Origin of the sequence: Gulosibacter sp. 10 (assembly GCF_900163695.1) — a bacterium.
In the GTDB taxonomy this organism is placed as follows: Bacteria; Actinomycetota; Actinomycetes; order Actinomycetales; family Microbacteriaceae; genus Gulosibacter.
The window spans coordinates 1-14,080 of sequence record NZ_FUIC01000009.1; the positions used below are offsets into that span (position 1 = coordinate 1).

Consider the following 14,080-nt stretch of genomic DNA (forward strand, 5'->3'; position numbering starts at 1 on the left):
TCTGCTCGAAGCCGGCGGTTTCAGACCTCGACTACACCCTCGTTCGTGAAGAGCCAGATACTGCGTAACCGTGCGTGCCACAGCCACGCCACGGGGAGGTGAGTTCAGCGAAGCCTGGCAGACCTACACCTTCGCTGTCGGTGTCGACCCCCACACTGTGGAGGCCTGCGCGCCGAGCGAAGAGCTTCCGGCGCAGGAAGATCCGGACGAGGGGCTTTTCGAAGACGTCACCTACCTCCGTCACGGACACACCGACATCGGTACCCGTGTGGTCGACGACGAGCTGACCCTCTACGTGGGAGATGAGACCAGCGGCGAACTCGAGTACACGGGTATTGAGGACATCATCATCGTCGGTAACGGTCCGTTCGTGGAACGGACCGTGGTGCAGAACGACCTCATCGATACCACTCTGATGGGAGACCCCGGCGACACCTACTATCAGTTCCACGCGAGAGGTAATGCGTTCAACTGGGCAGTGTGGCCTGGGCTCAACACGCTCAATACGGGGGGAAACGGTTTTGAAGGGACGATTGACTTCTCAATTCTCGGGGTGGACGGCCCCGGCGACTTCGTATTGGAGAACGGCGCTGGCAGCCAGTCACCGCCGAAGGTGCAAGGCGTTTATTACTCGAGTAATCCCGAACACGACCACGCCTACTCGTATCCGATGGTGAAGACCCATGTCCACATGAACTGGATGTTCAGCGAGCCCGGGCGGTACTGCATCAACGTCGAGGCGAAGGCGCGGGGCGCTACGGCGGACGGATCCGAGGACTCCGTGACCGGCATGGTGACCTTCGTGGTCGGCGACGTCGACCTCGAGGGAATGCTGCCCTGCGAGCGCGATGATTCGGCAGAGGCCGTCGTGGACGCCGACCAGCCCATCGAACTCGCCATGTCGCAGGAACCGGTGATCTCGGACACAGACGCGTCGCTCGAACAGACCGCGCTCTTCCTCGACAAGGGCAAGCTCTCCATCGCGACTTCGAGCACGCAGAAGGCGGGCGACCCGGCCGTCTGGCGAGACCCCGAATCCATGGTGTTCACGAGCTCAAATCCGCATCGAAACCGAGGGTCGGTCCATCTGATCACCGGGATGATCGAAGAACACCTGTCGAGCGATGTTCGAGTCGACATCGGCGAGGTCCAAGGCCCAGGCTCCTACCAGATGGTGTTCATCGGAGGGAAACCCCGAGTGGAGTCTGGCACCGATACCACCTCGGCCTCGATCTGGAAGGGCTGGACGGAGCGCTATACCGAACGATTCACCGCCGACGGCCAATACTGCGTGCCCGTCACCTGGACGGCCGTGATCGACGGCAAGGAGCAGAGCGTCAGCAAGACCCTCACCTACGTCGTCAACCGCGGGCTGCCCGGCGATCCCGGATACACCGACCCCTCGCAGGTCACCCTGTGCTCGCAGGGCGGCGAGGGCGATGAACCCGATGAGAACCCCGGCGGCGAGGACCCCGGAGACAATCCGGGTGGCGGCGACAACCCCGGTGGGGGCGGCAACCGTCCCCCCATCACCCGGGACGACTGGGACGTGCCGAACGCCTCGAAGACCAACTCGGGCGACCGCATCATCAACGACGGCCACGTGGACATCGCCTCCGTGCTCAACGGCAGCAGCCTCGACACGAAGATCAAGGACGACACCACAGGAACCGGAACTCCTGACTACCTGAACACTCAGGACGTCGTGCTCCAAGTGCTGCCGGACGCCGCGACCCGGGTGACCTCGAAGAACCAGGAGTTCATCGCGAACGTCGGCGACATCGTCTGGCAGGTCAACGAGACCCCGCAGGACGGCCTGCTCTGGCCCGGATGGTCCACCGAGCGCGTGCCGCTCGACGCCACCCAGGGCGGCGTCGACTGGAAGCTCAACGACGTCTCCGGACCAGGCGAGGTCGCGGTGTTCGCCAACGGCCTGCAACAGGTGTACTTCAACACGAAGGACGGCATCACCGACGCCGACCGCTTCGAGATCCCCAAGAACACCCACACGCACGCCAACTGGACGTTCACCGCCGAAGGCACCTACTGCATGGCCTGGGAGCGCTCCGCCACCCTCACCAACGGGCAGCGCGTCAGCGACACCTTCGTCACCGCAATCGCCGTCGGCGAAGTCAGGGTCAAGGAGATCAACCCCGACCAGTGCTTCAAGGAACCGCCCGGCAAACCCGGCGAGGACAAAGCACCCCCGCCTCCCGTCGACCTCGACGAGGGGAACGCCGGCGAGGTGCAGGTCGTCGGCGCCGGCAAGGGCTTCACCCCCGGTCAGCTCGTGACCGTGCAGGTCGGCAAGGACTACGTCGGCCAGTGGGTGTACGCCTACCTCGGCACCAAGCCCATGGGCTGGGCCTACGTCGGCGAATCCGGAGCCATCCAGATCCGCCTGCCGGTCGACGCCCAACCCGGGGCGCACCGGCTCTCGATCACCGACCGCGACGGCAACCTGATCGGCTGGGACTCGATCAACGTCATCGCGCCACCGGCCACCTCGGGACCACGGGCGCAAACGGCAGACGGGCGGCCCGCCTCCCAGAACGTCGCACCACAGCAGTGCCTCGAAGGCGCCACCGTGCTCTCCGCCGGGCACATCGACTACGCCTCGCGAATCGTGAACGGCAAACTCGAATCCCTGCTCGGCGAGGACACCACCGGCACCAAGGTGTACCGAGAACCCTCCAGCACCGTGCTCTGGCTCAAGCCGGCGGCGCACAGCGGAGGTACGTGGTCGGTGCCGCAGACGCAGGACCCGAACCTCATCTGGCTCGGATGGTCCACCGAAGGCCTCAACCGCGGCAACGCCCGAGGAACGGTGCAGTGGACCATCAACAGCATCGACGGTCCGGGCACGGTGCAGGTCTACACCGATGGCCCCTTCGGCGGCGTCGAGGAGATGGTGTTCAACAACGGCGGCTCCAAAGCGGTGAACCTGGGCGTGCACGCCCACGCCAACTGGAGCTTCTCCGCGGAGGGCATCTACCGCATCAAGATGACCCAGACGGTCACCCTCGCCAACGGGCAGACCTCGAGCGACACCGAGACGCTCACCATCGCAGTCGGCAACGTCGACCCCTCCTCCGCCATCGGGAAGATCGACGACCCCAACTGCGGAGTGGTCTCCAACGCCGCGCTGCTCGGCGACGAGGACTCCGCGGCCGACGCCATGCTCTCCGCAGAGCAGGTCGCCGCCGAGGCGGCGCTCGCCGCCCGCGACCACCTGCCCGGCGACGGCAGCGGCGGCCTCTGGAACCCCTTCGAGGAACTCGCCGCCGGCAACCCGGTGCCGCTGCTCCTCAGCGTCCTCGGCGGCCTGCTCGCCACCGGCGCAGCGGGATCCGGATTCCTCTGGTGGCGACGCGGACGCATCCCGGCGCTCTGAACCGGCCGGGCGGTGGCGGGAATCACCTCGCCACCGCCCGTGCAGGCCGCCGGCGCCCGACCGGGCCGCGCGGCACCGCCCCGCACCCGCACCGCGACCAGTACCCGAACTCCCCGACCAGCACCCTGAAAGACCACGCAACCATGACCTCCACCACCCGACCACGGCACGGGGCCCGAGCCAGCCTCGCCCTCACCCTCGCGGCAGCGCTGTTCGGCGCACCAGCCGCGGCATACGCCGACACGGACCCCGACCTCGACCAGCAGCTCGACGACCTCGGCATCGTCCACGGCCAGCACGTCCTCGACGCCGGCCACGTCGACATGGGGCCGAAGTTCGACGAGAACGGCGAATGGCAGCTGCTCATCCACGACGACGCCGCCAGAGCGGACGCGAACGCCACCAGCGTCTGGCGCTACCCGGAGGAGACCGTCTTCCACGTCGGCGACGAAGCGATCCTGCCCGCACCGGACGATCCCGCCTTCGACTTCGTCGGCGTCGACCCCGGCACCGACGTGTGGGTCGTGCCGCAAACCCAGAACGAAGAGGTCGTCTGGCTCGGCTGGAACACCCAGGACCCCGAAGTGATGCAGCGGCTCGACCGCGGCGTCACCCTCACCCTCACCGGCGTGCAGGGCCCCGGCAGCATGACCGCCTACCTGCAAGCAGGCAACTTCGGCGGCCCCGAACTGCTCTGGGACTCCAAGAACCCCGAACCGCAGCCCATCTGGGTCGACACCAACACCCACACCCACGCCAACTGGGTCTTCACCGAGCCCGGCGTCTACCTCGTCCAACTCGAGGTGGCCGCCGACCTCGCCGACGGCACCACGGTGAGCGACACCCAGCTCCTCCGCTTCGCCGTCGGCACCGCCACCAACCCGCAGAACGCCTTCGCCGCCACCTGGGAGGGCGAAGCCCCGCCCGAGGAGCCGGAGAGCCAGGAACAGCAGCAGGACGGCGAAGACGGGCAGCAGCCGCAGCCGGACGCCGTGCCCGCGCCCTCCTGGTTCGACGACCCCGTCGTGCTCACGCTCGTCATCCTCATCGTCGTCGTGGCCGTGGGCCTGGTGGTCGGCCTCATCGTCTCGATCGCGCGGGGTCGCCGTCTCCGCCAGAAGGTCCGGGCCTCACGGGCGAGCGCGGCGGCAGCCGCAACGGATGCTGCCGAGAGCAGCACCGAGGACGACGAGGAAGGATCGCAGCGATGACCCTGCTGGACCCGCCGACCATGGAAAACGGCGAAGAACCCCAAGACGCGACCGACCGGAAGCCTCGCAAGGGCTGGCTGCTGCCGGCCCTCACGATCGGCTGCGCCGTACTCGCCATCGGCTGTCTCGTGCTCGGCCTGTTCGGGCAATCGCTGCTGCAGCCCGCCGAGGCGATGCCCGAACGGGTCGCCCCAGAGGAGGAGAACCTCCCGCCCCAGGACGAGAGCCCGGACCCGACCATGCCGGCACTCGGCCAGGACGACGGCGAGCTCATCGTCTACGAACTCGCGGACCCGGCCTGGGTCGCGCAGATCGCCAGCAAGACCGGCATCCCCGAGCGCGCGATGGCCGCATACGCCGGCGCCGCGCTCTGGGCCTCCGCCGAATTCCCCTCCTGCGGGCTCGGCTGGAACACGCTCGCCGCGATCGGCCTGGTGGAGAGCGAGCACGGCAGCATCGACGGCGGCAGCATCGGCAACGACGGCATCGCCTCGCCGGAGATCATCGGCATCCCACTCGACGGGACATCGACCGATTCCATCCCCGACACCGACGGCGGCGCGCTGGACGGCGACAGCGAGTGGGACCGCGCCGTCGGTCCCATGCAGTTCATCCCCGCCACCTGGCAGCAGCACGGGATGGACGGCAACGGCGACGGCGTCGCCGACCCGCACAACATCGACGACGCCGCCGTCAGCGCAGCCGCCTACCTGTGCTCGAGCGGCGGCGACCTCACCCAGCCCGAGAACTGGATCGTCGCAGTGGAGGCCTACAACTCCTCCGTGGAGTACAACAACCGCGTCGCCGAGGCCGCCAACCAGTATGCGGCCGCGCAGTAGTCGCGCCGTCGTCGAGCGGACGCCCCGCGGCCCCGTCCTGCGTGCCGTCCGTCATCGCACTCAGCCGCGGTAGGGGAACCCGTGGGGGAGGGCCTGCGTCGACTGCGCGATGCGCTCGACGCGGGTCCTGCGGCGCTCGATGCCCTGGTACTCGCGCTCGCGGCGGAGCACGGCGACCCCGAGCACGAAGGTCTCCGCATCCACGTCCGGGATGGGATGCACGTGCGGGCGGGCCTGCCGGGCGAGCACCCCCGCGAGCTGCTGCCGAGCCCGGGGGTCCAGGCGCTCGGCCTGCAGGAAGAAGTCGTGCATCCGGCGCGCGACCGGGTCGGGGAGCTTCGAGACGTCCGCGACCGCCGCCCATCCCTGCAGCACGGGCGGCAGTCGCAGGTCGAGCGGCACCGGCCGCCGCACCCGCTCGAGCTGCGCGTAGGTGCCCGCGAGCATGTCGCCGAAGCGCTTCGCCCGCGGGTTGAGGAGCCCCACGAGGATCGCGACGGAGCCGAAGGTGATGAAGACCTCGAAGAGCCCGAGCAGGGCGCGCACGAAGGCGTGGCGGAAGCCGATGGCCCCGCCGTCGTCGCGCACCACGCGGACGCCGAAGATCAGCTTGCCGAGCGACCGGCCGTGGCTGAGCGTCTCGACCGTGACGGGGACGAAGATGAACCAGAGCACGGTCCAGGACACCTGCAGCACGGGCAGCCACGCCTCGGAGATGGTGGAGCCGGTGAAGTACATCCAGTTCGTGAGCAGCCAGCCGAGCGCGAACAGCGACAGGATGTAGAGCAGCAGCGTGACCGCCAGGTCGATCGCCGCCCCGCCGGCACGGGAGAGGAAGCCCGCCGAGGGGACTCCCAGGGCGACGCCCTCGCCGATGACGATGTCGTCTTCGTCGAAGGAGATGCTGCTCGCCGTCGTTGAGGTGCTCATGCCATCATTGCACCACATGGATATCGACGCGTACACGAGAGCGCACCACGGCGAATGGCAGCGGGTGCGCGAGCTGTCGCGGTCGCGTCGGCTCAGCGGTGCGCAGTCCGACGAGCTCATCGCCGGGTACCAGGAGGGCGCGACCGATCTCTCGGCGCTGCGCACCACCTACGGCGAGACCTCCGAGACCACGATGCTGTCGGTCGTCCTCTCGCAGGCGCGCATGCGCTTCACCCGGCTGCGCCGCAATCCGCTGCTCTCGCTCCGGGAGTTCTTCGTCGAGCAGCTGCCCGCCGCGCTCTACCGGGTGCGCTGGTGGACGCTCATCGCCGCCCTGCTCACGATCGGCATCGGCGTCTTCTCGTACCTGTGGCACATGTCGAATCCGGCGATCCTGCAGTTCTACGGCACGCAGGCCAATCTGCAGCAGTACGCCGAAGAGGACTTCATCAACTACTACTCGGAGTTCTCGGAGACCGAGTTCGCGGCCAGGGTCTTCACCAACAACGCCTTCATCGCGGTGCAGTGCATCGCCTTCGGCATCACCGGGCTCTGGCCGCTCGTCGTGATCATCCAGAACGCGGTGGGGCTGGGCATGTCGGCGGCGGTGCTCGCCTCCTTCGGCCACCTCGACGCGTTCTTCCTCTGGATCGCGCCGCACGGTCTGCTCGAGATGACGATGGTGTTCGTCGCGGCCGGTACCGGCTTCGCCGTGTTCTGGTCGCTGATCGTGCCGGGGCCGCGCACGAGGATGGAGGCGCTCGGCCGGGCCGGGCGCACGCTCGTGATCGTCGCGGTCGGCACCACGATCTTCCTCTTCATCTCCGGACTCGTGGAAGGATTCGTGACCCGACAGGACTGGCCCTGGGCAGTGAAGATCGGGATCGGGGCGCTCGCGCTCGCGAGCTATCTGACCTACGCGCTCGTGCTCGGGCGCAGGGCGCACCGCGCCGGCCACGACGGCGACCTGCGCGAATCGGAGGCCGGCTACACCCGCGTGCACGCCGACTGACGCCGGGGCTGTGCGGCCGGGCCTCCGGAGGACGCTGCCCCTGCGCAGGCCTCGGCGGTCGGCTCACTCGGTGGGCCTCGGTGGTCGGTTCACCTCGTAGGTATCGGCGGTCAGCTCGCCCCGCAGGCATCGTGACGTCCCACTGCGCAGGCATCGGGGCGGATGGCGCCGGCGCGGACGTATGCGCGTCGGCTCGGCTATGCGTCCCAAGCAGGTGTCGGGATGCTGCGAGGCGGCGTGCTTCGGGCGAGGGCGTCGGCCCGGGTTGGGGTGGATGGCCTGGCCGGGCGTGTATGCGGCGTGGTGGCGCTATGTGCCCCGAACCCGGGGCGGCGGGTGAGTGCGCTGTCCCGGGTTGGGGTGGATGGCCTGGCCGTGCGCATATGCGGCGTGGCGGGGCTATGTGCCCGGAACTGGGAGGCGGCGGGTGAGTGCGCTGTCCCGGGTTGGGGTGGATGGCGCCGGCGCGGGCCCATCCGGTGCGGGCGCGCCCGGATCAGAGCCGCCCGGCCTTCTTCAGCTCGAGGTAGCGGTCGGCCACGCGCGGCGGGAGGTCGTAGGGCGTGGCGGTCACGGTGTCGGCGCCGAGCCGGGTCATCGCCCGGCGCACCTGCTGCGCATCCAGGAGGGCGCGCTCGGCGGCTGCCGCCCGGAGCACCTCGTCGCGGTCGCCCAGCTGCTCCGTGAGCCTCGCGGTGTCCGGATCGGTCACCGAGGCCACCATCACGAGGTGGTCGTGCGTCACCGAGGGCAGCGTCTGCAGCAGCTCCCGCGCGGCCCCGACGTTGTCGGCGGTCGTGAGCAGCACCACGAGCGAGCGCTGCGTGGTCACCTCCCGCACAAGTCGGGGGAGCGACTGCCAGTCCATCTCGAGGAGCTCGGGCTCGACATCGGCCATCGCATCCGTGATGCGCGACAGCAGCGTGGACCCGGTGAACCCCTGCACACGGGCGCGGACGCGCTGATCGTAGGCGATGAGATCCACGCGGTCGCCCGCCCGGGTGGCGAGGGCCGAGAGCAGCAGCGCCGACTCGATGGCCGTGTCGATGCGGGTCTCGTCCTCGATGCGGGCGGCGGCGGTGCGGCCGGTGTCGATCACGATGATGACGCGGCGGTCCCGCTCCGGGCGCCAGGTGCGCACCACGAGCTCCTGCCTGCGGGCGGTGGCCCGCCAGTCGATCGACCGCACGTCGTCGCCGCGGACGTAGTCGCGCAGCGAGTCGAACTCGGTGCCCTGGCCGCGCACCTGCAGGGTCGTCTGGCCGTCGAGCTCGCGGAGCCTGGCGATGCGCGAGGGCAGATGGCGCCGGGAGTTGAACGGCGGCAGCACCCGCACCCGGCCGGGCGCCTTGAGGGTGGCCTGCCGGGCCGCGAGCCGCAGCGGCCCCCAGGAGCGGATGACGACGAACTCGCTGCGGCGATCGCCGCGGCGCCAGGGCTTGAGCGGCGTGCTGACGGCCCGGCGCTCCCCGGCGGGGATCGACACCTTCTGCCGCAGGCGGGGCGCGCCGGCGGAGGGCTCCCACGCGTCGCGCACGACCGCGTTCATGCCGCGGCCGCCGAGGTTCGTGAGCAGCACCGTGGAGGTGATGGTCTCGCCGAGCCGTGCCCGCTCCGGCAGATCGCGCTCGATCGCGGTGCGGCGGGGCGCGGCGGCGAGGAACCAGTCGAGCGCGCCGAGCAGCGCCCACAGGCCGAGGACGACGCCGAGCATCGTGAAGGCGCCGGCGGGGTCGGTGCCGAACAGGACGATCGGCAGCAGCCCCACCAGCAGCAATCCGACGTAGATTCCGCTGATGGCCATTGCTAGATGGGCACCTGCACCTGCTGCATGATGGAGCGCAGGATCGAGTCGCTCGAGACGCCCTCGATCTCCGCCTCGGGCTCGAGCGCGAGGCGGTGCCGCCAGGTGGGCAGCACCATGCGCTGCACGTGGTCGGGCGTGACCGCGTCGTAGCCGTAGAGGTAGGCGCTCGCCTTGGCCGCGTTGAGCAGCGCGGTGGCACCGCGGGGCGAGACGCCCATCCGCACCGAAGGCGACTGCCGGGTGGCTCGGGCGAGGTCGATGAGGTACGCGAGGATGTCGTTGCTCACCCGCGTGGCCCGCGCCTCCTTCTGCGCCTCCTTGAGCTCGGCCTCGCCGAGCACGCGCTGCACCCCCGCCGACTGCAGGTCGCGCGGGTTGAATCCGCCCGCGTGCCTGCGCAGCACCTCGATCTCGGCATCCCGGGGAGGCAGGTCGAGGACGATCTTGAGCAGGAACCGGTCGAGCTGCGCCTCGGGCAGCGTGTAGGTGCCCTCGTACTCGATGGGGTTCATCGTGGCGGCGACCATGAAGGGGTCCGGCAGCGCCCGCGTCACGCCGTCGGCCGAGACCTGCCGCTCCTCCATCGCCTCGAGCAGCGAGGACTGCGTCTTCGGCGGCGTGCGGTTGATCTCGTCGGCGAGCAGCAGGTTCGTGAACACGGGCCCCTCGCGGAACTCGAACTCGCCGATCTTGTTGTTGTAGACGAGCGAGCCGGTGACGTCGCCCGGCATCATGTCCGGGGTGAACTGCACCCGCTTCGTATCGAGCGCCAGCACCTGGCTCAGCGTTCGTACGAGCAGGGTCTTCGCGGTGCCGGGGACGCCTTCGAGCAGCACGTGGCCGCCCGAGAGCAGGGCGATGACGAGGCCTTCGACGGCCTCGTCCTGCCCGACCACCGACTTGGCGACCTCTGCGCGCACCTGGCCGAGGCGGGCCCGGATCTCATTCGACATGCTCGTCTCCTTGTCGTGGGTTGGTGGAACGGTCGGAAGCGGGTTTCGCACGGCCCGTGACCGTGCGGACTCGGCGTTCGAGCTCGGCGCACGCGTTGGCGAGCTCCACGAGCTCGCCGTCGTCCGCCGGCTCGGCGCCGACGAGGACGCGATGCGCGTGCGCGGGAGGCACCCCCGCCAGGCCCGCGGTCGCGGCGATCACCTCCGCGATGGCCGCGTTCGGCCCGAGGCCGCAGAGGTCGGCGAGCCTCGAGACAGCGCCCACGCGGATCGAGTCGATCGCGCGCAGGCGCGAGTCGCCGGCGTCGTAGAGCCGCGCGCGGCCCTCGAGGGTCTCGTTGGCGGGCACCGTGACGGGGAGCCGCTCGGTGACGAGCGGTCCGAAGCGTCGTCCCTGCCACAGCAGCGCGGCGAGCGCCGCGACGCCGATGAGGAGCGTCGCGGGCAGGAGCCACTGGGGGATGTAGGCGCCCAGGCCGGGGCCGAGGTCCTCGGCGACGGCCGGGTCGGCGGTGTACCAGACCAGCCGCTCGTGGGCGCCGAGCAGATCGATCGCCATGGCGGCGTTGGCGTCGAGCGTGATGGTCTCGTTGGCGAAGTTGGGCATCGCGCCGACGGCGATGACCTCCATGCCGTCTGCCTCGCCGCGCACGATGGCGGCGCCGTCGTGGATTCCGTAGCAGCCCGAGGCCCCGTCGAGCGGCCGGTAGGACTGCCCGCCGAGGTTCGTGACCGCCGGTGCGTTCTGCGCGAGCGGGGCCTCGCAGGCGCCGGCCTCGAGCGTCTCGGGCATGTTCTCGTCGACGAGCTCGCCGTTCCCGTCCGTGCGGGGCCGGTAGGAGCCGGCCGACTCCGCGATCCCCTCGAGGGCGCCGTTGGAGGCGAAGGAGTTCGAGAAGACGATGAGCCGGTCCACGTCGAGCTCGCGGAGCTCGGCCCAGCCCTGCTGGTCGAGCGCGCCGTAGGGGTCCTCGACCAGCAGGGTGGTCGGGCCGCCCACGTCGAGGGTGTCGGCGAGGTCCGCCTCGGTCTCTGCGTGCGTCACGTCCACGCCGTGCGAGTCGAGGGTCTGGACGAGCCCCTTCGTGCCGGAGGGCGCGGGGGAGGCCGGGTCGTAGGGGCGGTTCGACGCGGCGTTCATGCCGCCGCCGGTCGCGATGGCGAGCGCCCCGACGAGCAGGAGGATGACGAATACCCAGACCCAGGTGCGCGCGCGGCGCCACCACTGACGGGCGTCGGGGGTGAGCGACTCGGCCGCGGCGGGCCGCTCGCCCTGCGCATCCGCGGGGGCGGGGCTGCGGGCATCGGAGAGCATCGTCATCGGGCCGCCCTCCCCGCCGCGGCCGGCGAGGCCGGCGCCGTGCGCTCGAGGCGCTCGTCGAGCTCGCGGACGTGCGCGTACGCGCTCTCGTCGACGCGCTGCTCGAGATAGCGCACCCGGTCGAAGGCGTTCGCCGCGCCGACGAGGGCGCGGTGCTCGTCGGGGAACGGCTTCGCGGCGCCCTTGGCCACGCCCTGGGCGGTCGTACCCGGCCGCAGCGCGATGAGCGTGCGGTCGGACAGCGCGCGGCTGATGGCGCGGAAGCGCTCGGTCGTCGCGAGCGACCAGTCGCCGTTCGCGGCGGCTCGCTCGGCGGCCGCGCGGAGCTCCTGCGCCGAGCGCTCGTCGCCGTCGAGGAAGACCGCGCCGCTCTCGCTCCGCCGTCTTGCGATGGCGCGGGGGCGGCCGAAGACCGCGAACAGGATGACGACGAGGATGATGCCGATCAGGATGAAGATCCACGCCGGATTGATGCCGAACGGGCTGTCGGGGTCGACCGTGAACAGCGAGGCGAGCCAGTCCCAGAGCCGGTTCATGAACTCGTCGAAGGGATTCGGTTTGGCGGCCTGGTACTCCTGCTTCGAGAGCTCTTCGAGCAGCCACTCGCGGCCCGTATCCTCATCGGGCTCGAGCGGCGGAGCGTGGAGTAGCGCGGGCGGGAACGTCATCGGTCGCGGGGCTCGTCCTTCCGCTCGGACGCGTCGTCCGCATCGCCCCGGTCGGGCGCGTAGGGCGAGATGGGCTCGATCGGGCCGAGGTCGGGCCGCCAGGCGTCCGCGCCCTCCGCCCACGAGCGCGGGCTCGACGCGCCGAACTGCTCGGAGACGCGGTCGGGGCCCTCCGCGTCGGAGGACTCCGGCGCCGTCGGGCCGGGCTGCGCGGCGCTCGGCGTCGGCGAGGCCGACGCGTCGTCGCCCGCAGCGGACGCGGGATAGGCCGATGCGGCGGCATCGCCCGTGACGTCCTCGCCCGGGGCGGGCGGGACGTAGCCGGACGACGGCGGAACGGCGCCGGGGGCGGGGGTCACGTCCCTCGTCACATCGGCGTCCGGAGTCGGTGGCACGTAGCCGCCGGCGGCCGGCGGTCCGTTCCAGCCGGAAGCGGCGGGCGCCGCGCCGTAGCCCTCGGCGGTCGGGCCGCCGGGCGCGTACGCACCGGGTCCTGCGGGCGCAGAGCCGGGGGCGCCTGGTGCGGCGGGGCCGTATCCCGGAGCGGCGGGGCCGTACCCGGGGGATCCGGGGCCGTAGCCCGGCGCGCCGCCCGGGTAGCCGGCGGGCGCGTATCCGGGTGCCGCGTACGGGCCGGGCGTCGGCTCCGGCAGCGGTCCCAGATCGGCCGCGGTCCAGGGGTCCTCCTCGGGCTCCCGCCCCTGCGCGTACTGCTCGGTGGCCGCGTTCAGGTGGATGTTCAGCCCCTCCTTGCGCATCCGCAGGTCCGTGTACATGATCGCGGCGTTGCCGGTGAGCAGCACCGAGGAGATGGCGGAGACCAGGGTCGCGAGCAGCACGATCAGGATCGACATCACGACGGCGATTACGGCGACCGTGCCCTCCTGCCCCTCGGCGACGGTGCCGAAGGGCGTCACGAAGGCCCCCAGCATGCTCATGATGAAGCTGAAGACGCCGGTGACCATCTGCGAGGCCACCGAGAGGATGAGCTGGAGCAGGAGGATGACGCCGAGCGTCCGCCAGAAGTAGCCGCGCGAGAGCGTCCACGAGCGCTTGACGCCGGCGATCGGCCCCATCCGCTCGAGCACGATCGACGGGACCGTGAACGCGAACTTCACCGACAGCCAGATGCTGCAGAAGGCGAAGGCGAGGAAGCCGAAGAACCCGAGGATGACCATCGAGAACCCGCCGCCGTCGTTGCCGCGCGCGAACATCGTGACCATGGCGAAGATGAGGAGCGCGAACAGGGCGATGACGATCGCCATCGCGACGATGACGATGCCGAAGTAGCCGACGATCGGCCAGAACCGCTTCCAGGCCCCGCGGATGGCCTCGCCGAAGCCGATCCGCCGCCCCAGGATGCTCGTCGAGACGACCTGGACGATGATCACCTGCAGCATCGCCGTCGAGAGGATCGTGAGCAGCAGGGCGGGGATGACCGAGAGCGCCATGTAGCCGGGGACGGCGTTCCAGAGGGTCTGGGCCTCGGAACCGGTGGACATCGTCGCGCGGTTGGCCGCCCAGATGAACACCGCGGTGGGGATGGCCGCCGCGACGAGCGAGACGACGCCCTGCACGATGAGCGAGGCGCCGATCGAGACGCCCGCGTTGGCGCGCAGCAGCCGGAAGGTCGAGCCGAAGATCTCGCCGAACGAGAGCGGGCGGAGCGGGATGAGCCCGGCCTTGGGTGCCGGAGCCCAGCCGTTGCCGAAGGACGGCTGCTGCGCACCCGGCTGATCGTAGTTCCAGGACGCAGCGCCGCCTTGGAACGGCGGCTGCTGAGCGCCTGCGTTCGGGTCGGGGTATGGAGGCTGCTGATTCGTCACGGCGGTATCGTCCCACACGCCTCCGACAAGGGGCCTCGGGGGAGCGCGGCACGGCGCCGTCGTGCGCCTGTCGCGGGCCCGCGACAGGGTACGCTTGATGCAGGTGTGCCCGGGTACGG

Annotated in this window: 10 protein-coding genes; 4 read left to right on the forward strand and 6 right to left on the reverse strand. The window is 70.5% G+C overall.

Annotated elements, in window-relative coordinates; translation table 11 throughout:
- Positions 1-295 precede the first annotated feature (295 nt).
- The 3 genes from FM112_RS03390 (at position 296) to FM112_RS03400 (ending at position 5,444) form a co-directional block, all read left to right on the forward strand.
- Complete coding sequence (locus tag FM112_RS03390; RefSeq protein WP_254910357.1) at positions 296-3,394, forward strand: TIGR03773 family transporter-associated surface protein; 3,099 nt, start codon at positions 296-298, stop codon at positions 3,392-3,394.
- A 143-nt stretch (positions 3,395-3,537) separates the two neighbouring features.
- Complete coding sequence (locus FM112_RS03395; protein ID WP_087003514.1) at positions 3,538-4,605, forward strand: choice-of-anchor M domain-containing protein; 1,068 nt, start codon at positions 3,538-3,540, stop codon at positions 4,603-4,605.
- Positions 4,602-5,444: a lytic transglycosylase domain-containing protein gene (locus FM112_RS03400; protein WP_254910355.1), complete on the forward strand. Its 843-nt coding sequence runs from the start codon at positions 4,602-4,604 to the stop codon at positions 5,442-5,444. Before FM112_RS03395 ends, FM112_RS03400 begins: the two co-directional genes overlap by 4 nt.
- Before the next feature lie 60 nt (positions 5,445-5,504).
- Here the strand turns inward: FM112_RS03400 and FM112_RS03405 are convergent, their stop codons facing one another.
- Complete coding sequence (locus tag FM112_RS03405) at positions 5,505-6,374, reverse strand: RDD family protein (protein ID WP_087003517.1); 870 nt, start codon at positions 6,372-6,374, stop codon at positions 5,505-5,507.
- 16 nt (positions 6,375-6,390) lie between these two features.
- Between FM112_RS03405 and FM112_RS03410 the strand changes: the two genes are divergently transcribed.
- On the forward strand, positions 6,391-7,386 hold the full coding sequence (locus tag FM112_RS03410; protein ID WP_087003520.1) for a stage II sporulation protein M: 996 nt from the start codon (positions 6,391-6,393) through the stop codon (positions 7,384-7,386).
- A gap of 496 nt (positions 7,387-7,882) precedes the next feature.
- Here FM112_RS03410 and FM112_RS03415 read toward each other — a convergent pair whose 3' ends face one another.
- Genes FM112_RS03415 through FM112_RS17070 form a run of 5 tightly spaced genes read right to left on the reverse strand, consistent with a single transcriptional unit; the run spans position 7,883 to position 13,961 of the window.
- Positions 7,883-9,190 carry a DUF58 domain-containing protein gene (locus FM112_RS03415; protein WP_087003523.1) on the reverse strand — a complete coding sequence of 436 codons (1,308 nt, stop codon included), beginning with the start codon at positions 9,188-9,190 and terminating at the stop codon, positions 7,883-7,885.
- A 2-nt stretch (positions 9,191-9,192) separates the two neighbouring features.
- Complete coding sequence (locus FM112_RS03420; protein WP_087003525.1) at positions 9,193-10,146, reverse strand: MoxR family ATPase; 954 nt, start codon at positions 10,144-10,146, stop codon at positions 9,193-9,195.
- Complete coding sequence (locus tag FM112_RS03425) at positions 10,136-11,467, reverse strand: DUF4350 domain-containing protein (RefSeq protein WP_140400556.1); 1,332 nt, start codon at positions 11,465-11,467, stop codon at positions 10,136-10,138. The genes FM112_RS03420 and FM112_RS03425 overlap by 11 nt, the downstream gene beginning before the upstream one ends.
- Positions 11,464-12,135, reverse strand: a complete 672-nt coding sequence (locus FM112_RS03430) for a DUF4129 domain-containing protein (protein ID WP_087003529.1) — start codon at positions 12,133-12,135, stop codon at positions 11,464-11,466. Before FM112_RS03430 ends, FM112_RS03425 begins: the two co-directional genes overlap by 4 nt.
- Positions 12,132-13,961: a hypothetical protein gene (locus FM112_RS17070; RefSeq protein ID WP_087003531.1), complete on the reverse strand. Its 1,830-nt coding sequence runs from the start codon at positions 13,959-13,961 to the stop codon at positions 12,132-12,134. The genes FM112_RS03430 and FM112_RS17070 overlap by 4 nt, the downstream gene beginning before the upstream one ends.
- Positions 13,962-14,080 lie beyond the last annotated feature (119 nt).